We start from the raw sequence: 23,906 nt of genomic DNA on the forward strand, positions 1-23,906 counted from the left end.
TGATGCGCCAACTGGTCATTCTGGGCTCAACCGGCTCCATTGGCGGCAGTACGCTGGATGTGGTACGGCAACATCCAGACCGATTTGCCGTGCTGGCACTGACGGCGGGCCGGCAAATCGATAAACTTTTGGCGCAGTGTCTGGAATTCAGACCGCGTTTTGCTGCAGTGCTGATTGAGGCCGACGCCAGGCTGTTGCGGCAACAACTGGCGAGTGCTGGTTGTCCGACGCAAGTGCTGTCTGGTGAAACGGCTTTTGCCGAGCTGGCAGCGCATCCGGATGCTGATGTAGTGATGGCAGCAATTGTCGGCGCAGCTGGCTTATTACCGACGCTGGCCGCTGTGAAACAAGGCAAAACCGTACTGCTGGCCAATAAAGAAGCGCTGGTGATGACAGGTGAGTTGTTTATCAATGCCGTGATTGAACATCAAGCCACTTTATTGCCAATTGATAGCGAACATAATGCTATTTTTCAGTGTTTACCATCAGCTTTACAGCAACACAGCTATCAGGGCCATTTAGCCAAGGCTGGTATTGCGAAGATTTTGCTGACCGGCAGTGGTGGACCTTTCCGTCAGACCGAGTTGTCGTTGTTTGACCAGATCACACCGGCACAAGCGGTGGCGCATCCGAACTGGAGCATGGGGCAGAAAATTTCGGTCGATAGTGCCACTATGATGAATAAAGGGCTGGAATTTATTGAAGCCCGCTGGTTGTTTAACTGTCAGCCGGAAGATATTGAAGTGGTGTTGCATCCGCAAAGTATTATCCATTCGATGGTGCAATACACCGATGGTTCTGTGCTGGCGCAACTGGGCAATCCGGACATGCGGACCCCAATCGCTCATGCCATGGCGTTCCCGGAGCGGATTGCCAGTCCAGCCAAGCCACTGGATTTTTTTCAGATTGCCAATTTTACCTTCGAAAAACCTGATCCGGCCCGTTACCCTTGTCTGCAACTGGCGATTGAGGCCTGTCGTTACGGCCAGGGGGCGACGACGGCACTTAACGCAGCCAATGAAATCGCCGTGGCGGCATTTTTACAGCAACAAATTAGGTTTACCGCTATAGCGCAGTTGAATGCCTTGTGCTTGGCCCAGTTTGCGCACAGTAAAGCGGTCTCGCTGGAGGATATTCTGCAGTTGGATCAACAAAGCCGGCATTTTGCCCGGGATTTATTAAGGACTTTTGCCCTATGACGGCATTGTTGTGGAATTTGTTGTCTTTTGTCGTTGCGCTGGGCATTTTGGTCACTGTGCATGAATTTGGTCATTTTTGGGTGGCGCGCAAAAATGGCATTCTGGTGAAAAAGTTCTCGATTGGCTTTGGCAAAACCTTATTTAGCTGGCGAGATCGCCAAGGCACTGAGTTTGTGATTGCTGCGATCCCACTGGGTGGTTATGTCCGGATGTTGGATGAACGGGTGGACCCGGTGGTGCCGGAGTTTGCCGATTTGGCTTTTAACAATAAAACCGTGTTACAGCGGATGGCAGTGATTGCAGCTGGCCCGATGGCAAACTTCTTGTTTGCCATTCTGGTATTGATGCTGATGTATCTGCTGGGGGTGCCTTCGTTGCGTCCTGTGGTGGGTGAAGTTGCGCCTCAATCTATTGCCGGTACTGCACAATTGCCAGCTGGCCAGCAAATTATCGCCATTAACGGCGAAGAAGTACGGGACTGGCAAGCGGTCAGCCTGATGCTGGTCGGACAGATTGGTCATCGCGAATTGACCCTGACGCTGGCACCGGATGCGCAGCAAACCGGCACCGATTATCAGTTGGATATTTCCGACTGGTCCTTTGATCCGGATAAAGATTCCATTTTTGCCAGCCTTGGTATCACACCATTGCAACCGACAGCGCTATTGGAAGTTGGCCAGTTAGTGCCTGCTGGCGCCGCCGAAAAAGCCGGTTTGCAAATTGATGACAAATTATTAGTCGCCGCTGGGGTGGCCTTAACCAACTGGCCGCAGTTGGTTAGTATTATTCAGAATAATCCAGGCAAACCAGTGCCGCTGCTGATTTCCCGTAATGGCGTGGAACAACTGCTGACAGTGACCCCGGACAGCCGCGAAATGCCGGATGGTTTTCATCAGGGCTATCTGGGATTGGCACCAAAAATCAAAGCCTTACCGGATGATATGTACGTGGTGCAGCAATATGGTCCGGTTGAGGCCGTCTGGCAGGGCATGATCCGCACCTGGCAACTGGTCAAACTCAGCTTCTCAATGGTGGAGAAATTGCTGTTTGGCGATGTTTCAGTGAAACATCTGAGCGGTCCAATTTCGATTGCACAAGGGGCTGGTAACAGCGCCGATTTAGGCTTGATCGCGTTTTTATCTTTCCTGGCGCTGATCAGTGTCAACCTCGGTGTGGTAAATTTACTGCCGTTGCCTATTTTGGATGGCGGCCATTTAATGTATCTTGTGGTGGAACTTCTCACCGGCAAACCGGTCTCTGAGAAAGCGCAGGAGACAGGTTTTAAGATCGGAGCCTTCGTTCTGCTGATGTTAATGGGAATTGCGCTGCTCAACGATATTTCTCGTTTGTAATAAACTAATCATAAGTAGTCCAAAACAATGACAATTAAACGATTAGTAGCTGCGATGTTGCTGGCCTCTGCCAGCAACTCGGTGCTCGCTGAACAATCTTTTACTGTGCAAGACATTCAGGTGGAAGGCTTACAACGCGTCGCCCTTGGTGCAGCATTGAATAACCTGCCATTTAATATTGGCGATACTGTGACAACTTTTACCTTGTCCAAAAGTATCAAGACTTTATATGCCGCTGGCCACTTTGACGAAATCACTGTGTACCGTGACGGCAATACCATTATCTACCGGGTGAAAGAACGTCCGACGATTAACGCTATTGAATTTGATGGCAATAAAGACATCAAAGAAGAGCAGTTATCGGAAAGTCTGACCAACCAGAAGATTATTATCGGCGAACAGCTGGATAAGACGCTGATCCGTGAAATTGAAAACGGTCTGACCGAGTTCTATCATGGTGTAGGTAAATATAACGCCAAAGTTGAAGTCAAACTGACGTACTTACCACGCAACAGAGTCAATCTGAAGCTGGAATTTGTTGAAGGCGACGCGGCGTCAGTCCGGCAGATCAATATCGTCGGCAATAAATTATTCAGCGATGAACAGATCCTGAAAAATACCGAATCACTGGTGGATTTACCCTGGTGGCGTTTTATGTCATCCGATCGTTACCAGAAAGACACCCTAAAAGGCGATTTGGAAAAGGTTCGTAGTTATTATCTGGACCGCGGTTATCTGCGGTTTGATATCGAAGCCAATACTGTGGCTGTTAGTCCGGATAAAACCTCGGTTTATGTCACTTTAGAAGTGAAAGAAGGCGAGCAATACACCATCACTGGTATTGATTTTGTCGGCGATATGGTCGGTCAGGAGGCCATTATCAAAGCCATGCTGCCGCTAAAAAGTGGCCAGTTGTATAACGGTGCCTTAGTCACTTATACCGAAGAAAGTATTGCTAAGTTTTTAGCCAGCTTCGGTTATGCCAATTCCAAAGTGCGGACCAGTACCAATATCAACGACGACAAAAAAGAAGTCGCGCTGACGCTGAGCATTGATCCAGGTAAACGGGTGTACGTGAACCGGATTAAAGTGGCTGGCAATGCGGTCACCAAAGACGAAGTCATTCGTCGTGAATTACGGCAGATGGAAGGTGCCTGGTTATCCAACGACAGCCTGGAATTATCCAAGTTGCGGGTGCAGCGACTGCCATACATCGAAAAAGTGGATTTCAGCACCACGCCAGTGCCTGGCGTTGAAGACAAAGTTGATATCGACTTTAAAATTAAAGAACGTTCCTCAGGTAGTTTTAACGCCGGTGTGTCCTTTGGTAGCTACCAGGGCTTATCGTTCCAGTTTGGTATCGAGCAACAAAGCTTCCTGGGTTCAGGCAATTCTGCGGGGATTAGCCTTAATACCAACAAATACCAGAAATCAATCAACCTGAACTATAACGATCCGTATTTCACCCTGGATGCGATCGGGCTTGGTGGATCGATTTTTTATTCAGATTTTGATGGCAGTAAAGCCGGTCTGGAAGCCTACAACCAGAAGAGTTATGGTACAGGCCTTAGCTTCGGCTTCCCGATTAACGAATATACCCGGTTAAATTTTGGGACTAATATCGTTGTCAGCGAGCTGAGTTATATTCAGGAGTTTGACCAGTTACGGCATTTCCGCGCAGTGCTGGTTGACCCGAACTCACCGGATTCGAAATATAATTTTACTAACTATGAGTTAACCGCTGGCTGGATCCGCAGTACGCTGAACCGTGGTACTTTCCCGACTGATGGTTTGTATATTGGTTTGAATGGTAAAATTACCACGCCAAATTCCGATCTGACTTATTTCAAAACCAACTTTGAAATCCGCAATTATATTCCATTGAGTAACGATCATAGCTGGTCTTTCCTCAGCAAGCTGGAACTGGGTTATGGTAACGGTTATGGCAGCGTTGACGGTTATGATCATACTCTGCCGTTTAACGATAATTTCTACGCCGGTGGCCAAAACTTCCGTGGTTTTGAAAACCGCGTGATTGGTCCACGTGCGGTATACCGGTATGTTTCTTCCATTCCGGGCATCCCGGATCCATTCGGCGGCTCGACAGGTGCATTGCCTGCATCACCGGCTTATGACAGCTATAACGTGTCACAACGCTCGTTTGGTGGTAATGCGCTGGCTATTACAACGCTGGAACTGATTACGCCAACGCCTTTGGTCAAAGAAGATTATGCCAACTCCATCCGGACCAGTCTGTTCGTTGATGCGGGTAACGTATGGGATACCGAATTTGATATCAACAGGTACGCTGGATTAACCCAGTATCAGGGTTCTAATTATCTGCAAACAGGTTTGCTGGATTATTCAGATGCAGGTATGATTCGGGTCTCTGCTGGTGTGACTGTGCAATGGATATCACCGATGGGACCATTAACGTTCAGCCTTGCCAAAATCATCAGAAAGTATGATGGTGATGAACAGGAAAACTTCAGCTTTAATATCGGCACAACATTTTAAGCATTATTTTGAGGTAAAAGGACATCATGTTTAAGTCAAGTTTGACCAAATCAGCAGTGTTGCTGGCCAGCGTTCTGATGGCTGGTGCGGTTTCTGCAAAAGAGATGAAAGTAGGTTTTGTCGATGTACAAGCTATTGTTGCCCAGTTGCCACAAACAGCGAAAGTGCAGGAGTCATTAAAAACTGAATTCAGTACCAAGATTGCTGATGTACAAAAACTGGAAAAAGACCTCAGTTTTAACATTGAAAAATTCAAGCGTGATGGTTCTACTATGAGCGCGCAGCAGAAAAAAGATCTGGAAGCTGAGATTGCCAAGCAACAACAACAGTATGAACCAATGGCTCGTGCTTTAGATGAAGCTTACCGTACTCGTCAGAACGAAGAACGGAATAAACTGATGGCACTGATCAAAACTGCCATTGATGCCGTTGCAGCAAAAGAACAATACGACGTTATCTATAATGCCGGTGCTGCCGTGTATGCCAAGCCAGAGTACGACATCTCTTCAGCTGTTGTTGCTCAGGTTAGTAAAGCCAAATAATGACAGGTTACCATCTGGCATTTTTAGCTGAGTACTTAGGTGCTCAGCTGCATGGAGACGGCGCTGCACATATCAGCGCCGTTGCCACACTGGAGGCTGCCACTTCCGGTGCCATCACGTTTTTATCCAACAGTAAATACCGGCGATTTTTACAGCAAACCAGCGCTTCTGCAGTGTTGATCAAAGCAGAAGAACTCGAATTCTGTCCTGTTGCCGCCTTAGTGGTTGCTGATCCCTACGTTGCTTTTGCTAAAGTTGCCCAGTTGCTGGATACCACGCCCGGCAGTGCCAAAGCAGGTATTCATCCAACAGCCAGTATTGACCCCAGTGCCCGTATTGACCCCAGTGCCGCTATTGGCGCTTACGTGGTGATTGAAAAAGATGCCGTCATAGCTGCTGATGTGCAAATTGGTGCCGGTTGTGTCATTGGCGAAGCTGTGACTATTGGTGCAGGCAGTAAGTTGTGGCCTCGGGTGACTTTGTATCACCAGGTCCAGATTGGCGCAGCTTGTATTATTCACAGCGGTGCTGTGATTGGGGCGGACGGTTTTGGTTTTGCCAATGAACGTGGCCAGTGGCTGAAAATCCCTCAGTTGGGCCGGGTGCTGGTGGGCGACCAATGTGAAATAGGTGCCAACACCACCATAGACCGCGGCGCACTGGAAGATACCATTATTGGCCGTAACGTCATTCTGGATAATCAGGTCCAAATTGCTCATAACGCCCAGATCGGTGATCATACCGCGATTGCTGGCTGTACTGTGGTGGCTGGTAGCAGTAAAATTGGCCGCTATTGTGTGATTGGCGGTGCAGTTGCTATTACCGGGCACATTGAAATTTGTGATGGCGTCCATATTACCGGGATGTCGATGATCACCAAAGCGATCAGTGAGAAAGGCGTCTACTCGTCCGGCGTACCGGCGTCGACCAATCTTGAATGGCGGAAAAACAGTGTCCGCTACCGCCAACTGGATCAGATGTATCACAGGCTCCGTGAGCTTGAACAGCAAGTCGCAGCTTTGCGCCCAGCCACGCCAGAACAGTCCTGAGACTCATAGGCGTCGGCTGTTTCAGTTTTAAATTGTCAGAGGATCTATTTTGACCAATTCATTAAATACATTGCAAATTCAGGAAATTATGGCGTTATTGCCACATCGCTATCCATTTCTGTTGATTGACCGGGTGTTGGATTTCACCCCGGGCGAATCACTGACGGCGATCAAAAACGTCACAATTAATGAACCGATTTTTACCGGTCATTTTCCTGGGATGCCAATTTTCCCTGGTGTTTTAATTCTGGAAGCGATGGCGCAGGCAACTGGTATTCTTGGCTTTAAAACCGTGACAGAACGGGCTGACAATGAATTGTATTTATTTGCTGCTATCGATGAAGCGCGTTTTAAACGCCCGGTGGTGCCTGGTGATACCATGGTGATCGAAGTGAAGTTTCTGAAAGAACGTCGCAATATGTGGAAATTCTATTGCGAAGCTAAAGTGGATGGGCAAATCGTCTGTACTGCTGAACTGATGTGTGCCAGAAGAGAACTCTGATATGATCCATTCCTCTGCTGTGATTGAACCCGGTGCCCAAATTGGCAACAATGTCCGGATTGGACCTTTTTGTTATGTCGCGGCCAACGTCAGTCTGGGTGATGATTGTGTACTGGAATCCCATGTGGTGATCAAAGGTCCGACTCAGGTTGGACGCGGTAATCACTTTTTCCAGTTTTGCAGTATTGGTGAGGCCTGCCAGGATAAAAAGTACCGCAACGAACCAACCGAGCTGCATATCGGTGATTTTAATGTGTTTCGTGAGGGCTGTACTGTGCATCGCGGTACCATTCAGGATCAAGGTCTGACCAAAATTGGCAGTCATAACCTGTTTATGAATCACACCCATGTTGCGCATGATTGTGTGATTGGTGATCATGTGATTTTTGCCAGTGCGGCTTCCACCGCCGGCCATGTCCATGTTGGTGACTGGGTGATCCTGGGTGGGATGAGTGGTGTTCATCAGTTCTGCCATATCGGGGCCCATAGCTTTATTGGCGGTGGTTCCATCGTGGTCAAAGATGTACCGCCTTATGTGATGGCGCATGGCTCTCATGCCGAGCCCCATGGCATTAACAGTGAAGGTTTAAAACGCCGTGGTTTCAGCCCTGAACTGATTCTGGAAATTCGCCGCGCTTATAAAGTGTTATACCGGCAGGGTTTGACAGTGCCAGAGGCGGTCGACCAACTGGCCGAAAAATCAGCCACTACTGCAGAAATTGCCATTTTTACTGATTTTATCGCCAATTCAGCTCGCGGTATTATTCGCTGATTTGAGTTGTGTTTACCACCGGCAGCAGCAAGCCCTGACTGCCGGTGTTGTTTCGTTTTAGTCATCAATCTTACTTTTCCTTCCTTTGGTCACATCTGCATTGTGCCTGCGACTTTGCTTAAGTACTCTTTTTGTACCTGCTGGTACTAAACAACCTGCCGTTTAAGATCAGAAGGTTGGTCAGCCATTTTGGTTGTCCATTTCTCTCTGGGCCCTGTGCCCCTTCGTCAGCAGTACTAAACTGATCTGTCAGCCGGTGGTTCACGCCACCGGTTTTTTTCCACAGCAAATTCGTGCTTGTCTGCGCAAAGCAGGGTAAGATCGCCGCAATTATTCTGGACTGAATTTCTGACTGGTTGTTGCATGCAAACGACAAATGCTCTCAAAATTGCCCTGATTGCCGGTGAACACTCGGGTGATATTCTGGGTGCGGATCTGATCCGGGCTCTGAAACAACAACATCCGAATGCAATCTTTTACGGTATCGGCGGTGAACGGATGCGCGCTGAAGGCTTTCGTGCGGTGTTTGATATGGAAGAACTGGCGGTGATGGGCATTGTTGAAGTGCTGGGCCGGCTTCCCAGGTTGCTGCAGGTTCGCCGTGACATCCTTGCGCATTTTCAGCAGCAAAAACCCGATGTATTTATTGGGATTGATGCCCCTGATTTTAATTTGCCGGTCGAACTCAAGCTCAAACAACAAGGCATCAAGACGGTCCATTATGTCAGTCCGTCGGTCTGGGCCTGGCGGCAAAAACGTATTGTTAAAATTGCTGCGGCCACCGATCTGGTATTGGCGTTGTTGCCGTTTGAAAAAGCTTTTTATGATCAACATCAGGTTCCTTGTCGTTTTGTCGGCCATACGCTGGCCGATCAGATGCCGCTTGAGCCTGCCAAAACTGCTGCCAAAACTGCGCTCGGTTTTGTGGCTGTTCGTCCATTGCTGGCATTGATGCCTGGCAGTCGTACCAACGAAATTAAGTTATTAGCGCCACAGTTTTTACTGGCGGCGGTTGAGTTACAACGTCAGCAGCCGCAATTGCAACTGGTCTGTAATATGGTCACAGCAGAAAAAGCCGCTCTGTTTCGCCAGATTTGGCAACAACAGGCACCCGGGCTGCAATTGACGTTATTGATTGGCCAAGCCCGGCAAACCTTGACCGCAGCTGATGCCGTGTTAATCGCCTCCGGCACTGCCACGCTGGAAGCCATGCTGGCGAAAACACCGATGGTGGTGGCCTATAAAACTAATTGGTTGACCTATCAAATTGCCAAGCGACTGGTCAATATCGATTTTTTCAGTTTGCCAAATTTACTGGCCAAACAAGCTCTAGTGACTGAGTTATTGCAACAGCAAGTGACAGTGCCTGCGCTAGTGGCTGCAATGCAGCCACTACTGAATGCCTCAGGTTCGGCCATGCAACAACAGTTCGCGACCTTGCATCAACAAATTCGCTGCGACGCCAGTACCCAAGCAGCGACAGCAATACTGGAACTCACTCATGACTGATTTTCAACGACCTGCAGTGGCCTTGCTGGCTGGTGTAGATGAAGTAGGGCGCGGACCTTTGGTCGGTGCCGTGGTTACAGCTGCGGTAATTCTGGATCCAGGCAAGCCTATCGCCGGGCTGGCTGATTCGAAAAAACTCAGTGAAAAGAAAAGACTGCTGTTGGCTGATGAAATCCGAGCCAAAGCGCTGAGCTGGAGTTTAGGCCGGGCCGAAGTGGCAGAAATTGACCAGTTGAATATTCTGCACGCCACCATGCTGGCGATGCAACGGGCGGTGGATGGCTTGCATATTCAGCCGCAGTGGGTGTTGGTGGATGGTAACCGGGTACCGGATGGTTTAAAACATCAGGCCAGTGCCGTGGTCAAAGGCGATAGTTTGGTGGCGGAAATCAGCGCTGCCTCTATCCTGGCCAAGGTGGCGCGTGATGCTGAAATGACAGCTCTGCATCAGCATTACCCGGAATATAACTTTGCCAGTCATAAAGGCTATCCGACGGCAGAACATTTAGCAGCTATTGCCAAATATGGCATTTTAGCCGAGCACAGACGCAGTTATAAACCGGTCCGAGATGCCATAGCGCGCAGCGAACAAACGGATGAGCTGTGACGATGGAACCGGCTTTTATTCACCTGAGAGTCCATAGCGATTTCTCCATGATCGATGGTTTGAGTAAGATCAAACCGATCGTCGGCGCGGCAAAAAAACTGGCGATGCCAGCCTTAGCACTGACCGATCAGATGAACATGTGTGGTTTGGTGCGTTTTTACAGCACCGCGCATGATGCTGGCATCAAGCCGATTGTCGGGGCTGATGTCTGGGCACAACATCCGTTATTTCCAGGCGAAGCTTGCCGTTTGTTGATCCTGGCGGCGGATAACGAAGGTTATCAGAACCTGACCATGTTGTTGTCTAAAGCTTATTTACGTGGTCATGTAGCGGATAAACCACAAATTGAACACGACTGGCTGTCTGAGCACAGCCAGGGCTTAATCCTGTTGTCCGGTGGCAAAGATGGCCCTTTAGGTAAAGCCCTGATTAAAGGCAATCAGCCCAGCACTGAGTCGTTGGTACAGTTTTATCAGCAACATTTTCCGAGCAGGTTTTTCCTTGAACTGATCCGTACCGGCCGGGTGGATGAAGAAATTTATCTGCAACAGGCTGTCAGCCTGGCTGAACAGACTGGCATCCCGGTGGTTGCGACCAATGAAGTGGTGTTTTTAACGCCGGATGATTTTTCCGCCCATGAAATCCGGGTCGCCATTCACGATGGTTATACGCTGGAAGATAAACGCCGGCCGAAAAATTACAGTGAGCAACAATACTTACGTTCTGCCGAGGAGATGCAAACGCTGTTTGCTGATCTGCCTGAAGCACTGGCGAACTCAGTCGAAATTGCCAAACGTTGTAATGTCACCATCCGGCTTGGCGAGTATTTCTTACCGGCTTTCCCGACTGGCGGCATGACCGATGGCGATTTTTTAGTGCTGAAATCGCGCGAAGGTCTGGAAGAGCGGTTACAGATCTTGTTTCCGGACGAAGCCGAGCGTGCCGTGAAACGGCTTGAATACGATGAGCGTCTGCAGATCGAACTGGATGTGATCAACCAGATGGGCTTCCCTGGTTACTTCCTGGTGGTGATGGAGTTTATCCAGTGGTCAAAAGATAACGATATTCCGGTTGGGCCTGGCCGCGGCTCTGGTGCAGGGTCCCTGGTGGCTTATGCCTTAAAAATCACTGATTTGGATCCGTTAGAGTTTGACCTGCTGTTTGAGCGGTTCTTAAACCCGGAACGGGTGTCAATGCCGGATTTTGACGTTGACTTCTGTATGGACCGCCGCGATGAAGTGATAGAACACGTGTCCGATATGTACGGTCGGGAAGCTGTGTCGCAGATTATCACCTTTGGTACTATGGCGGCGAAAGCTGTTATCCGTGACGTTGGCCGGGTATTGGGCCATCCTTACGGTTTTGTTGACCGTATCTCTAAGCTGATCCCGCCAACGCCGGGCATGACGCTGGAGCAGGCTTTTATCGAAGAGCCGCGCTTGCCAGAGCTGTATGCTGCTGATCAGGAAGTGAAAGATCTGATTGATATGGCGCGCCGGTTAGAAGGTGTGACGCGTAATGCCGGTAAACACGCCGGTGGTGTGGTGATTGCACCCACCAAAATCACCGATTTTGCCCCGGTCTATTGCGATAGTGAAGGCAACAACCCGGTCACACAGTTTGATAAAAATGACGTTGAATATGCCGGTTTAGTGAAGTTCGACTTCCTCGGGCTACGCACCCTGACCATCTTGCAATGGGCCGTCAATATGGTGAACGAGCGGCACCTCAAAGAAGGCAAAGCGCCGGTCGACATCACGCAAATTCCGCTGGTGGATAAAAAAAGCTACGACATGCTGATGAAGGCGGAGACCACGGCTGTGTTCCAGCTGGAATCCCGCGGTATGAAAGACTTGATCCGCCGGCTGCAGCCTGACTGCTTTGAGGATATGATTGCACTGGTGGCGCTGTTCCGGCCTGGTCCGCTGCAATCGGGCATGGTGGATAACTTTATCGATCGCAAACGTGGTCGCGAAGCGATTTCATACCCTGACGCCACCTGGCAACACGAATCACTGCAACCCATTCTGGAACCGACCTACGGCATCATCCTGTATCAAGAGCAAGTGATGCAGATTGCCCAGGTCCTGTCCGGTTATTCGCTCGGCGGCGCTGACTTATTACGCCGGGCTATGGGTAAGAAAAAACCGGAAGAGATGGCCAAGCAGCGGGATACCTTCCAGAACGGTGCCGCGGCGAACGGGGTTGATCCGGAACTGGCGATGAAAATCTTCGATTTGGTGGAGAAGTTCGCGGGTTACGGCTTTAACAAATCGCACTCCGCCGCCTATGCGCTGGTGTCTTATCAAACTTTATGGATGAAAGCGCATTTTCCGGCTGAATTTATGGCGGCGGTGATGTCGGCGGATATGGATAACACCGATAAAATCGTGACCTTGGTCGATGAATGTGAGCAAATGAAGCTCAAATTAATCCCACCGGACGTGAATTCTGGCTTGTATAAGTTTACTGTTAACGAACAAGGCCATATTGTTTACGGCATAGGTGCGATAAAAGGTGTCGGTGAGGGCCCAATTGAGGCTATTATCGAAGCCCGGACGCAAAAAGGCTTGTTTGTTGATTTATTTGATTTTTGCGCCAAGGTCGATTTAAAAAAACTCAACCGGCGGGTGATTGAAAAGCTGATTTTATCCGGCGCTATGGATAAACTAGGCCCGCATCGTGCGGCGATAATGGCCAGTCTGGAAGAAGCGATGAAAGCCGCTGAACAGCATGCCAAAGCGGAAGCCGTCGGGCAAAGTGATTTATTTGGTTTGTTGGCGCCAGAACCACAAATGTCGAGCAAAGCGTTTAAACAGGTACCTGTGTGGCCAGATGAAGTCTGGCTGGAAGGCGAGCGGGAAACCCTGGGTTTGTATCTGACCGGGCATCCGATCAACCGTTATCTGGCGGAGTTATCGCATTATGCCAGTTGCCGCTTAGTTGAGATGCAACCTGGCCGGCGCGATCAAACCGCCCATGCCTGTGGTTTAGTGGTTTCAGTGCGGGTGTTGATCAATAAAAAAGGCCGGCGTTGGGCCTTGGTGCAGCTGGATGATAAATCCGCACGGTTAGATGTGCGTTTTTTCCCCGAACAGTTCGAGAACTTCGAGCATCTGCTGCAAAAAGACCGGGTTTTAGTGGTTTCCGGACAGGTCAGCTTTGATGATTTCAGCGGTGGCCTTACAATGACGGGCCGTGAGGTGGTTGAAATTACCCAGGCGAGGGAGAAATGCCTGCAATCCTTATTGATTACGGTAGACGCCAGCCAGACCGGTGCTGATTATGTGGTCAGATTACAGCAGGTGTTGACCGAATTTAAAGCTGGAACTGTGCCGGTAAAATTGCGTTATCAGCGCCAGGAAGGTGCTGTAACTATGGCTTTAGGAACCGATTGGTGGGTGACGCCCACAGACGCTTTGTTGCATCAGTTAAAACAATTAGCAACAATACATCTTGAATTTAACTAGGTAGGTAGTGACAGTCGATGATGCTGAATTATTTAGAGTTTGAGCAACCGATTGCGGAACTTGAAGCAAAAATAGAAGAACTGCGCAAAGTCAGCCGCAATGGCGAGTTCGATCTCGGCTTGGAAGAAGAAGTGAACAAGCTCAAAGAAAAGAGCCTGACACTGACCAAAAAAATCTTTGCTGAGCTGGGTGCCTGGCAGGTTGCCCAGTTGGCCCGTCATCCGATGCGTCCTTATACGCTGGATTACATCAAACATATTTTCACTGATTTTGATGAACTGGCCGGCGATCGCACTTTTGCCAATGACGCGGCTATCGTCTGTGGTACAGCCCGGCTTGGTGAACGCACTGTGATGGTGATTGGCCATCAAAAAGGCCGTGACACCCGCGAGAAAATCAAACGTAACTTTGGTATGCCAAGACCGGAAGGTTACCGTAAAGCGCTTCGCATGTTTGAAATGGCTGAACGTTTTAACATGCCGATCATCACCTTTATTGATACCCCGGGTGCTTATCCTGGTATTGGTGCAGAAGAGCGTGGCCAAAGTGAAGCTATTGCCCGTAACTTAAAAGTCATGGCTGGTTTAAAAGTGCCGGTACTTTGTACTGTCATTGGTGAAGGTGGTTCTGGTGGTGCGCTGGCAATTGGGGTTGGTGATCAGGTCAATATGTTGCAGTACAGTACTTATTCGGTGATTTCACCGGAAGGTTGTGCCTCCATTTTATGGAAAAGTGCCGACAAAGCACCTTTGGCTGCCGATGCGATGGGTATTACGGCTCCGCGGCTGAAAGAGCTGAATCTGATTGATGAAGTGATTGCCGAACCTTTAGGCGGAGCTCACCGCGCGCATGAGCAAGTGGCCGCCAGTCTGAAACAGGCGCTACTGCGGGACTTAGCCAAACTGGATAAATTGTCGCTGGAAGAACTGCTGGACCGGCGCTATAAACGTCTGATGTCATTTGGCTATTGCTAAGCCTATGGCCTAGTCATTGTTGCACTTGCTTGATTTACCAGCAAAAAGCCGCTTGATGCGGCTTTTTATTGTGAATGTTAAACCACCTGTCAACGAGGTGGTTTTTTAATGATAGGCAGAGCCTGGATGGACACCGCTGAATTGATGGGCGCTATTGAAGATTGCATCGCGGCGCTGCCGGTTGAAGTGCAGCCGCAGCAGCTAGTGCTTGGACTCAGTGGCGGCCTCGATTCGATGGTGTTATTGCAACTGCTGTCGCAGTGGCAGCAACAACAACCAGGACGGCAGTTGCAAGCAGTTTATGTCCATCATGGCCTAAGTCCGCATGCCGATGCCTGGGCGCTATTTTGTGCAGAGCAATGCCAATTACGGCAGGTGCCGTTTCAAACCATTCACGTCACTGTTGCAGGCTCAGATAATCTGGAACAAAAAGCCCGTACCGCCCGTTATCAGGCCTTATCCGCTTTTATCAACTCACCGTACAGCGCTTTATGCACTGCCCATCATGCCGATGATCAAGTGGAAACTATCCTGCTGGCATTGAAGCGGGGCAGTGGTCTGGCCGGAATGGCCGGGATTGCCCGTTATAAACCCTTTGCCGCCGGTTGGCTGTTAAGACCTTTGTTGTCTTTCAGCCGCGCGCAGTTAACTGAATTTGCTAAGGCCCGGCAACTGCGCTGGATAGAAGATGAGAGTAATCACGATGTGCGGTTTGACCGTAATTATCTGCGGCAGAAAATCGTGCCATTATTGACCAGGCGCTGGCCAGCTTTTGCCAGTACTGCGGGTCGTAGCGTGGCGCAACTGGCACAATCGCAACAGGCGCAGAGCCTGTTACTGCAACCACTGCTGGCCAAGATAGCTTCGGGCCGGCAGCTGGATTTAACGGCGTTGTTACAACAACCGGCGTTATTACAACCCTTGCTGTTAAGGCAATGGCTGGCAACCTTTGAGCTCAATCCAACAGCAGACCGGCTGACAAAAATCCAGCAGCAACTGATCCTGGCGCGGCTGGATGCGAGTCCGGAAATTCAGTTGGCTGGCTGGGCACTGCGGCGTTATCAGCAAAAGTTGTATTTATTAGATCCCACCGAGTTGCAGCAACTGGCACAAAGTTCTCAGGCACAAGCGATTCGATTGGGGCTGTCGTTTATTTTGGCCGATGGCCGCACTGCTTGTTGGCAGCAGGAACCTATGGCCTGGGGCGATTTAGCTTGTTATCTGCCACTGGCGGTCAAGCCTGCGGCTGAACTGCAACTGGAGTATGGACTTTTGAGTCTGCGCTTTAAACCGGCTGGGGCGAAGCAGAGTAAAGCATTAAAAGATTGGTGCAAACACTGGCAGTTGCCGCCATGGCAGCGTCCAGCCCTGCTACTGTTTTGCAGCGCCGGGCAATTGCAGGCTGTGGTGGCACCACAGCAGCGAGCAGCTACCAGCGGCTGGCACTATAGTCAGGCTGGTGCCGCAGACGCACAAAGCTGGCTGAGCATAGCGCCAGCTCAGGCTTTGGCCAACACTGACTGACAGTCATTGCGCTTGATCGAGGGGGCCACTTTGACGGCATTTTTACCGGCTTGTTTCGCCTGGTATAACGCATCATCTGCCCGCTGGAATAAACACAACCCTTGCTCTTGCGCCTGTAACTGAGCCAGACCGGCACTGGCGGAGACACCATATTTTTCACAAATATGATGCTGGGCTATCGCTTTGACCAAGCGGTGTGCCACCAATTCGGCACTCAGCGCATCTTCAGCGGTTAATAACACCGCAAATTCATCACCGCCAAAGCGGAAAATATTGTCACTCAGCCGCAACGTTTGGCGCATGGCATCTGCCACGGCCAGCAACACTTCGTCGCCGGCATGGTGACCATGTTGATCATTGACGGGTTTAAAATTATCCAAATCCAGCAGGATCAAAGCACAAGGCGACTGCTTACGTGCCGACAATAACACCGCTTTGGCAAAGGCATCGTCAAAAAAACGTCGGTTGCCAAGACCTGTCAGGGTATCTTTTAATGCCAACTGTTGCAGTCGCGTCACAATCAAGGCGTTTCGCAGCGGAAACAGCCACTGAGTTTCCAGTTCTGCCAGCCTGCGTTGTAATAATGGACTTACTGAAGTATCGCTTTGATACACCAGTTCGGCCAGGCATTGGTCCTGCAATACCAGCATGCTGCGGTATTCATGTGCACTCTGGTAGCTGCCGGGCGCGATAAATGAACCCACTGCAGTATGAATTTCGATGGAACTCAATGGCAGAATTTTGCCAGCCGCCATCGAAAAAATCTGCAGCTGTTGTGCCAGTTCCAGACTGGTTTGCAGTTGCTCGACCAAACCTGGCCCCACTGTGTTGCTCAATTGCGACCAGTTGGGGGTTGAGGTGATACCTGCGTAACTGGGCACATGATCCAGTGACATTTCGCTCATGCTGAACAGTTCCATCAGCCTGCTCCTGTATTCAGTTGATACCGAGCAAAAGCATGATTTGTGCCAATATGAAATATTGATAAGATACAGCCGGTTACAAATTTTAACTTATCAGAAAATGCTAAATTACTGTTTTCTGACGGCAAAATACTGCCACTTGCAGTCGTTATGGCGTCTCGCTTGCTAAAAACGCCATTATTTTGTCGATCTGGCGCATGCCATCTTCGTAGCCCAGTTCAATCAGACGGCGGGTAAAAGATTTTTCAAACAACAGATAACTGGCCAGACTGGATTCAGAGTGTTGTTTAATGCCAAGAGTGCGCAATAAAGACCGGATGGCCATTGGCAATGCCAGAAAATGTTCACTGGCCAATTGATTAAAGTTGGTGCTCGGGTTGATGAGTAAACTTTCAACGGGTTTTAACTCTGACGGGATTTGGTGCTGGCGCAGAGTTTCAATGGTTTTATTGACGCGTTGCATCCTTTCCATATCGGCGGTTAAGGTGTCAGAGAAAATACTGTCCAGTAAATGACCTGCAATAGTCGACACATTCGGGTGATGTGGCATTTGTTGCAAATGTTCCCGTTTACGCGGTTGCTCCAGGCCAATGATCAGGATTTTATCGGCGCCTAGGTGGATAGGGGCGCTGAGTGGCGATAATTGATTGACCGAACCATCACCATAATAATGCTGATTAATCCGTACCGACGGCATCACCAGTGGAATGGCGGCGGATGCCATTAAATGATGGACGCCGAGCAAAGTCCGTTGACCACAACGGCGGGAGCGTTGCCATTCCGCCGCCTGACTGGATTGAAAAAACGTAATGGAATCACCGGTGTTATAACAACTTGCCGTGACTGAGACACTCTCAAGGTAACCTCCCATGATATTGCGGTCTAACCGTTTTAAATCCAGGATTTCGTTCAGCAGTAATTTCAGGGGTTTATTGTCAAGCATCGACACCGGTTTATGATTGGCGTAATCGGCCTGAAACGCCGCAAAGACGCCGCGCAATAAATGATAAGTGGCGCGCAAATAATCGGAGTAATACACCTGACCGGTATGGAAATTCTTCCAGACCCACTCCAGTTTGCGCACGCCCAGATGAAAGCAACTGGCATAACAAGCCAGCGCCGTACCATTGATCGCCCCAGCCGAAGTGCCGCAAATAATATCAAAAGGTGTTTTACTGTTGCGTGGATACTGCTGAGCTATCGCCTTCAGGACCCCGACCTGATAGGCGGCTCTGGCACCACCGCCGGTCAGTAACAAGGCAATCTTTTTATCGGTCTTGGTTTGGTTCATCAGAGATACATCAACTGTCACGCACACTACTATGGCTAACTATTACTGAGTTCTGCTGACAAAGCAACGGCGCTTCAGCTGGAAAATTAGTTTTTACCGGAACCTGAGATGCGACTGACAGTCGAAGTGGTTTCAACGCCCTAGTTGCGGTAAGCTGTTAGCACGTAACTGATTTGTGGTGATGATGGTCCTGTCACGGCAGAACTGAAAGTGCAGCATGATGCTCAAAACCGAGGAAGTGGAAGATGTCAGACAATCAATCAGCAAAAAGACCCCATATTATTGGCCCTGTGTTGGTGTTACTGGGGCTGGCTGCTGCCGGCTGGTACTGGTGGAAACCGGTGCCGGCGCCGGTTGAAGTACCGGCAACAGTGACGGTGCCACCCGCTGTGGTGGAAGCAAAAACTACCGAACCGGATGATGTGCTGACCAATAGTGCCGAGCCAGCAGATCCGATTAGTGAGCAGGCGGCAGATGCTGGGGTGGATCCGACGTTGCTGGGCGGCGAACAAAGGGTAGCGGAGCAACCTGCGTTGCCGGCACTGGATGAGTCAGACGCTCTGGTTAAACAAGAATTACTGGCACTGAACTGGAAAGCAGGCTTGGCAGCACTTTTTGTCAATGAAGAGATGATCCGGCGTTTTGTAGTGCAGGTCGATAATATTGCCCAGGGCCAGATAGTGCCGGAACAGGCTATTTTTAAAGGGCTGAGCAAAGATTTTCAGGTGAAAAAACAAGGCCAGCACTATCAGTTGGATACTGCGAACTACAGTCGGTACCAGCCTTATCTGGAATTACTGGAGAGCGCGCCAAAAGCTCAGGTGGTTGCGCTGTTTAATAAGTTGTACCCCTTGATGCAAACGGCTTATCAGGAGTTGGGTTATCCGGATAAGCAATTCCGTGACCGCCTGCAGCAAGCTATTGCGGTGTTAGTCGCTGCTCCCGAGATTGCGGATGGCCCCTTGTTGGTGCTGGATTCAGTGCAATATGATTTTGCCGATAGTGAAGTTGAACAGCTACCCCTGGCGCATAAGCAGATGATCCGACTTGGGCAAAAAAATCAGCAAAGGTTAAAGCTATTACTGTCAGCCTATCAACCCCTGTTAGCGAAATAATGGTTGCGAGGTCAGAGCCAGGCTGAGTATTTGTGTTATTTTTCATCGGTTTTGCCGAAATAGCGCAAAATGAACAGAATCAGTTGCACCAGCGGCGAGTTTTGCGCATAATGCGCCCGCATTGCAGCTGATACTTCAGCCGCGACACTATGGTAGCCTTATTGGTCCTCTCGCAATACTAGTACGTGAACCCGGTCAGGTCCGGAAGGAAGCAGCCGCAGCGTATGACGTGTGTGCCGGGATGTGGCTGGTAAGGCTGCCACCCAATTCAGCTTTGGCTGACACTTCATCAAGTCTTCGTCATTATCTAATACTTAATTTGTAACAGTCTTACTTGCAGTCAATTGTGCCTGACTTGCTCACTCTGCCAGTGACTCCGCCGCTTTGTTTGCCTGCCGTAAAAAATCAGCTTTAACGATATCCAGCGCCGCTAATACAGTCTCGGATGGCAACTGCTGTTGTTCCAGTAATAAAATCAGTTCAACGGCCAATTGTACTTCCAATGTAGCCTGGGCTAACGGGATTGGGGCTGCCGGAGGTTGCGTTGCCGGCAGCGATACCGCCACCGGCGCTGGGCTGGTCGAACCGTTAACCATGTTCTGCTGCGGCGTTGCTCGCCGTTTCATCGTTCGTCGTTGCGGCTGTCACCACATCGGTTTTGTTGTTATCCGGACTGTCAAGGAAAGCTCTGGCTTTGGCAACCGCATCCTTGACGCGGGTTACCATCTCAAAGCGTTCCGTTTGCGGCAGATAAAACGCCATATCCACTTCATAACGAATATACTTACAAGGCAGCTGGTTCAGCACAATACAGCATAAATCGGCTAGATACTCGCTGTCATGCTCTTCATCCAGCCCCAACTCTCTGAGGTGATCCAGCATCAGTTTCTCGTAATAGTTGTGAATATCATCATGTAGTTTCATTAAGGCTCCATGGTCAAGCGTGTTGACCTGACTGGTTTTTTTGTTCGGCTAAGCATAAACACTAATCACTGAAAATGCCACAGCTGGTCTGACTGACATTCAGCCGAAAGCACTGCTACAATGCGGCGTCGCAATTAAGGCCAGAGGCCGGAACCCAGTTATGCAAAAGAATACCACGCCTTGTTACTACGGTGATTATCTGCAATTGGACAAAATCCTGACGTCTCAGGATACCCAAAGCGCTAAATATGGCGCTGAAGCCCATGATGAAACACTGTTTATCGTCGTGCACCAGGTGTATGAGCTCTGGTTTAAACAAGTGCTGCATGAATTAAAAGCGGTGCTGAGTGTGTTTGCTGCCGACGTGGTGAAAGATGAACAACTGACCGGTGTGGTGCATAAATTAAAGCGGGTGATCACCATCCAGCAACTGATGAATCAGCAAATCGGTGTGATGGAAACGATGACGCCGCAAGATTTTATGTCGTTTCGGGATTACCTGGTGCCAGCTTCCGGTTTTCAGAGTGTGCAGTTTAAGATGCTGGAGATTGGCCTCGGACTGAAAAGTGGTTATCGCATTGACTATGATAAAAATTCTTTTTACAGCCGGCTCAATGAAAAAGACCGGTTATTTTTACAAAGTCTGGAACAACAACCGAGTTTGTTTGAGCAAGTGGAAAAATGGCTGGAGCGGATGCCGTTTTTAGAATTTGGTGATTTCAGTTTCTGGCAGATGTACCAGCACACCACAGCGCAGATGCTGGATGAAGATGAAGAGACAGTCCGCAGTCTGGCTGAGCTGGCGGAGCATGAGCGGCTGTTGCAACTGAGCGAAATTGACAAAACCCGCGCCAAGTTCGCCGCCTTACTCGATACCGGTAAATATGCCGCCTTGCAACAGGAAGGCAGTTTTCGTCTCAGTCAGCGGGCGATGCTGGCGGCACTCTTTATCAGTCTGTATCAGGAAGAGCCGGTATTTAACCTGCCATTTCAGGTGCTGACCTGCTTGACCGAAATTGATGAGAACCTGACCATCTGGCGTTACAAACACGCCATGATGGTGCAAAGGATGTTGGGGACCAAAATTGGCACCGGCGGCTCGTCCGGCCATGATTACCTGAAACGCACCACCGAAAAGAACCGGATCTTCACCGATCTGTTCCATATGGCAACTTTCCTGGTGCCCAAAGCCAGTTTGCCGCTGTTACCGGCGGCGGTGAAACGCCAGCTCGGCTTTTATTTTTCCGGTCAGCAATAACCTGGGCGGTCAGGGGGGCTTGGTTCAAGCCGGCAGGTCGTAGGGCAGTTGCCGGCTTTGCAGCGCAGCTTTAAACAACTGCAGATGCACTGTTGTCAGCGCGGTTAAATCGCGCTGATAACCGCCACCAATGACTGCGGCCAGTGCAATATTGCGGTCGCGACAACTGTTGATGACATATTGATCGCGCGCCAGCACACCTGCAGTGCTGATCGCTAGTAAGCCCAAATCATCCTGCTGGTGAATATCAACCCCGGCATCAAACAGCACTAAATCCGGTTGATGCAGCGCCAGCAGATAATCCAGACTTTGCTGAACCGCCTCAAGATAAGCATGATCCTGACAATGGGTCGGTAATGCGAGATCCCAGTCTGACTGTTGTTTGCGTGCCGGGAAATTTTTTTCGCCATGTAAAGAGGCGGTGATGATGCCTTTGTTGTGCTGAAACAGCAGCGCAGTGCCATCGCCCTGATGGACATCGCAGTCAAAAATCAGAATTTTATCCACACCTTGTTGCTGCAGTTGCATCGCAGCCACCGCCAGATCGTTAAATAAACAAAAGCCACTGCCTTCCCCGGCAAAGGCATGGTGATAACCGCCACTTAAATGCAGCGCCAAGCCATGCTCTAATGCCAGTTGAGCGGTGTGCACAGTGCCGCCTACTGACTGCAGGCTGCGATGTAACAAAAATTCCGACCACGGAAAACCAATCCGGCGCATCGCTTTTGCATCGATAGTGCCATGCCACAGGCTATCGATATAATCCTGCTGATGGACCAGCTGTAACAGCTGTCGGCTGGCTGGCGGGCTGTTGGTGATAAAAGTGTCTGCCGGCACCCCGGCTTGCAGTAACGCCTGATACAAGGCCTGATATTTACCAATCGGGTAACGATGTCGCTCAGGTAATTGCAGCGCACTGTAGCAAGGGTGGTAAATCATCGGCGGCCAGCGCATCAAAATTCCTTTTTTTGTTCCAGCCACTGAATTTCAGCTTCTAACTGACTTAACGCTTTGCGGCAGCGGCCGAGTCTGGCGTGCAAAGCCAGTTGTCTGGCCGGCTCTTGTTGTTCAATGGCCGCTTGTTGGATCAGTTGTTGCAACCGTCGTTCAAATTCCAGCGTTTCACTGAGCTTCTGATACAAAGCCTGATGCGAACCACCGAGTTCCGCCAACAATTGCCCGGCGCGCTGACGTTGGGCCGCTGTAGCTTGTTGCTGGTCACTCAGTTGATGCGCAGCCGGATTTTTTTCTGGCCGGGCACGCCACTTACCTTTTTCCCGCTGCCGAACATCCAGACAACTAAAAGCCCGGGTCAGTGCCTGAATTTGCGCCGCTAACTTTTCTGCCATCCGCTGTTGATTGGCTTGTTGAATGCGCAATAAATCGCCGTGGCCACGCACCGGCTGGCGCAGGCGAGTTAGCATTTGCATGGCTTCCTGCACATAATCGAGCAGTTGCGGCGAATGACATTGGAATAGTTCAGAATCAAACCAGTCGCGCCGTTGCCAGGCGGGCGCGGCCTGATCAATGCGGCTGGCCTGACTGGCCAGCGTCAGCAGTTGTTGTTCCAGTTGTTGACTCAGTTGCAATACACTGCTCATGCATTAAACCAGGTTTGCCAGATCAAACGACCGGCGATGGCCATCACCATCAGAATAAACAAAGGTTTGATTAACTTGCTGCCAAAACGGATTGCGGTATGAGCGCCCAGATAAGAGCCGATCATCAGGCAGAGCCCCATGGCAATGCCCAGTTGATAATGAATATGACCGAGCCAGGCAAAAGTGACCAGGGCAAAACCATTACTGACAAAATTCATCGAACGGGCCACACCGCTGGTCAGCAATAAATTGATTTTATACAGCGCCATGGTCGACACCATCCAGAATGAGCCGGTACCAGGCCCGGCAATTCCATCATAGACACCCAGACTGAAGCCCTGCAGACGCTGACTCCAGCGATTTCTCCGATCAGGCGGAGGCAACATCAGTTGATCATCGGCCTGTACTTTGGCAAACAAACTGTAGATTGCTGCGATTAAGATCAGCACTGGCAGTACTTTTTCTAAAGTTTCTTTACTGATTTGATCAACCACCAGCACGCCGACGCAAGCGCCAATAGCGGTGGCCAGCAGCGCATGGCGCCAGTAACTTGGGTCAAATAATTTTTTCCGATAATAGGTGATGGCGGCGGTGAGTGAACCAAAAGTTGCCGCCAGTTTATTGGTCCCCAGCACCAGATGGGGTGGTAGACCGGCAGTTAACAATGCCGGTACCGTCAGTAAACCGCCGCCACCGGCGATGGCATCAATAAAACCCGCCAGAAAAGCGACTGAACAAAGTAACAGCAGCAGGCTGGGATCAAGCGCAAATTCCATG

At 50.0% G+C, this 23,906-nt stretch carries 21 protein-coding genes and 1 other RNA gene; 15 read left to right on the forward strand and 7 right to left on the reverse strand.

From position 1 onward, the window contains the following. Window positions 1-2 precede the first annotated feature (2 nt). The 12 genes from ispC (at window position 3) to tilS (ending at window position 16,017) form a co-directional block, all read left to right on the forward strand. On the forward strand, window positions 3-1,199 hold the full coding sequence (gene ispC, locus AC53GJ_RS05855) for a 1-deoxy-D-xylulose-5-phosphate reductoisomerase (protein WP_496732770.1): 1,197 nt from the start codon (window positions 3-5) through the stop codon (window positions 1,197-1,199). Then, complete coding sequence (rseP, locus tag AC53GJ_RS05860; RefSeq protein ID WP_496731603.1) at window positions 1,196-2,551, forward strand: sigma E protease regulator RseP; 1,356 nt, start codon at window positions 1,196-1,198, stop codon at window positions 2,549-2,551. Before ispC ends, rseP begins: the two co-directional genes overlap by 4 nt. Window positions 2,552-2,578: 27 nt before the next feature. Continuing rightward, entirely contained in the window at window positions 2,579-5,068 is a 2,490-nt protein-coding gene (bamA, locus tag AC53GJ_RS05865; RefSeq protein ID WP_496731604.1) for an outer membrane protein assembly factor BamA, read from the forward strand. Window positions 5,069-5,094: 26 nt separating this feature from the next. Continuing rightward, window positions 5,095-5,610 (forward strand): OmpH/Skp family outer membrane protein, encoded by a 516-nt coding sequence (locus AC53GJ_RS05870; protein WP_496731605.1) that lies wholly within the window; start codon window positions 5,095-5,097, stop codon window positions 5,608-5,610. Then, window positions 5,610-6,659, forward strand: a complete 1,050-nt coding sequence (gene lpxD / locus AC53GJ_RS05875; RefSeq protein ID WP_496731606.1) for a UDP-3-O-(3-hydroxymyristoyl)glucosamine N-acyltransferase — start codon at window positions 5,610-5,612, stop codon at window positions 6,657-6,659. Before AC53GJ_RS05870 ends, lpxD begins: the two co-directional genes overlap by 1 nt. 49 nt (window positions 6,660-6,708) lie before the next feature. Beyond that, window positions 6,709-7,161 (forward strand): 3-hydroxyacyl-ACP dehydratase FabZ, encoded by a 453-nt coding sequence (gene fabZ, locus AC53GJ_RS05880; RefSeq protein ID WP_496731607.1) that lies wholly within the window; start codon window positions 6,709-6,711, stop codon window positions 7,159-7,161. 1 nt (window position 7,162) lies between these two features. Further along, window positions 7,163-7,933 carry an acyl-ACP--UDP-N-acetylglucosamine O-acyltransferase gene (lpxA, locus tag AC53GJ_RS05885; protein ID WP_496731608.1) on the forward strand — a complete coding sequence of 257 codons (771 nt, stop codon included), beginning with the start codon at window positions 7,163-7,165 and terminating at the stop codon, window positions 7,931-7,933. Window positions 7,934-8,296: 363 nt separating this feature from the next. Beyond that, window positions 8,297-9,442, forward strand: a complete 1,146-nt coding sequence (gene lpxB, locus AC53GJ_RS05890) for a lipid-A-disaccharide synthase (protein WP_496731609.1) — start codon at window positions 8,297-8,299, stop codon at window positions 9,440-9,442. Continuing rightward, window positions 9,435-10,049 carry a ribonuclease HII gene (gene rnhB / locus AC53GJ_RS05895; RefSeq protein ID WP_496731610.1) on the forward strand — a complete coding sequence of 205 codons (615 nt, stop codon included), beginning with the start codon at window positions 9,435-9,437 and terminating at the stop codon, window positions 10,047-10,049. Before lpxB ends, rnhB begins: the two co-directional genes overlap by 8 nt. 2 nt (window positions 10,050-10,051) lie before the next feature. Continuing rightward, window positions 10,052-13,519 (forward strand): DNA polymerase III subunit alpha, encoded by a 3,468-nt coding sequence (dnaE, locus tag AC53GJ_RS05900; RefSeq protein ID WP_496732771.1) that lies wholly within the window; start codon window positions 10,052-10,054, stop codon window positions 13,517-13,519. A gap of 17 nt (window positions 13,520-13,536) precedes the next feature. Continuing rightward, the gene (gene accA, locus AC53GJ_RS05905; RefSeq protein WP_496731611.1) at window positions 13,537-14,493 is read left to right on the forward strand and encodes an acetyl-CoA carboxylase carboxyl transferase subunit alpha; all 957 of its coding nucleotides are present in this window, start codon (window positions 13,537-13,539) and stop codon (window positions 14,491-14,493) included. 108 nt (window positions 14,494-14,601) lie between these two features. Further along, window positions 14,602-16,017 (forward strand): tRNA lysidine(34) synthetase TilS, encoded by a 1,416-nt coding sequence (gene tilS / locus AC53GJ_RS05910; protein ID WP_496731612.1) that lies wholly within the window; start codon window positions 14,602-14,604, stop codon window positions 16,015-16,017. Here tilS and AC53GJ_RS05915 read toward each other — a convergent pair. Then, the gene (locus AC53GJ_RS05915) at window positions 15,993-16,937 is read right to left on the reverse strand and encodes a GGDEF domain-containing protein (protein ID WP_496731613.1); all 945 of its coding nucleotides are present in this window, start codon (window positions 16,935-16,937) and stop codon (window positions 15,993-15,995) included. The genes tilS and AC53GJ_RS05915 overlap by 25 nt on opposite strands. Window positions 16,938-17,088: 151 nt before the next feature. Further along, a complete protein-coding gene (locus AC53GJ_RS05920; protein ID WP_496731614.1) occupies window positions 17,089-18,231 on the reverse strand; it encodes a patatin-like phospholipase family protein in 1,143 nt (380 codons plus the stop codon). A gap of 245 nt (window positions 18,232-18,476) precedes the next feature. On the opposite strand from AC53GJ_RS05920, the gene AC53GJ_RS05925 reads away from it, so the two are divergent. Both AC53GJ_RS05925 and ffs read left to right on the forward strand, forming a co-directional pair. Continuing rightward, window positions 18,477-19,346: a DUF3014 domain-containing protein gene (locus AC53GJ_RS05925; protein WP_496731615.1), complete on the forward strand. Its 870-nt coding sequence runs from the start codon at window positions 18,477-18,479 to the stop codon at window positions 19,344-19,346. Between the two features lie 159 nt (window positions 19,347-19,505). Then, window positions 19,506-19,602: signal recognition particle sRNA small type (gene ffs / locus AC53GJ_RS05930), an RNA gene on the forward strand. Window positions 19,603-19,705: 103 nt separating this feature from the next. On the opposite strand, the gene AC53GJ_RS05935 is transcribed toward ffs, so the two are convergent. Both AC53GJ_RS05935 and AC53GJ_RS05940 read right to left on the reverse strand, forming a co-directional pair. Next, window positions 19,706-19,942, reverse strand: a complete 237-nt coding sequence (locus tag AC53GJ_RS05935; protein ID WP_496731616.1) for a DUF2496 domain-containing protein — start codon at window positions 19,940-19,942, stop codon at window positions 19,706-19,708. After that, window positions 19,935-20,270 carry a late competence development ComFB family protein gene (locus tag AC53GJ_RS05940; RefSeq protein ID WP_496731617.1) on the reverse strand — a complete coding sequence of 112 codons (336 nt, stop codon included), beginning with the start codon at window positions 20,268-20,270 and terminating at the stop codon, window positions 19,935-19,937. Before AC53GJ_RS05940 ends, AC53GJ_RS05935 begins: the two co-directional genes overlap by 8 nt. A 160-nt stretch (window positions 20,271-20,430) precedes the next feature. On the opposite strand from AC53GJ_RS05940, the gene AC53GJ_RS05945 reads away from it, so the two are divergent. Next, a complete protein-coding gene (locus AC53GJ_RS05945; RefSeq protein WP_496731618.1) occupies window positions 20,431-21,528 on the forward strand; it encodes a tryptophan 2,3-dioxygenase family protein in 1,098 nt (365 codons plus the stop codon). 24 nt (window positions 21,529-21,552) lie between these two features. Here AC53GJ_RS05945 and AC53GJ_RS05950 read toward each other — a convergent pair whose 3' ends face one another. Genes AC53GJ_RS05950 through AC53GJ_RS05960 form a run of 3 tightly spaced genes read right to left on the reverse strand, consistent with a single transcriptional unit; the run spans window position 21,553 to window position 23,905 of the window. Continuing rightward, on the reverse strand, window positions 21,553-22,482 hold the full coding sequence (locus AC53GJ_RS05950) for a histone deacetylase family protein (RefSeq protein ID WP_496731619.1): 930 nt from the start codon (window positions 22,480-22,482) through the stop codon (window positions 21,553-21,555). After that, on the reverse strand, window positions 22,482-23,129 hold the full coding sequence (gene priC, locus AC53GJ_RS05955) for a primosomal replication protein PriC (protein ID WP_496731620.1): 648 nt from the start codon (window positions 23,127-23,129) through the stop codon (window positions 22,482-22,484). The genes AC53GJ_RS05950 and priC overlap by 1 nt, the downstream gene beginning before the upstream one ends. After that, window positions 23,126-23,905 (reverse strand): sulfite exporter TauE/SafE family protein, encoded by a 780-nt coding sequence (locus AC53GJ_RS05960; protein ID WP_496731621.1) that lies wholly within the window; start codon window positions 23,903-23,905, stop codon window positions 23,126-23,128. The genes priC and AC53GJ_RS05960 overlap by 4 nt, the downstream gene beginning before the upstream one ends. Window position 23,906 lies beyond the last annotated feature (1 nt).

The organism is Rheinheimera sp. B2H12 (assembly GCF_059620065.1).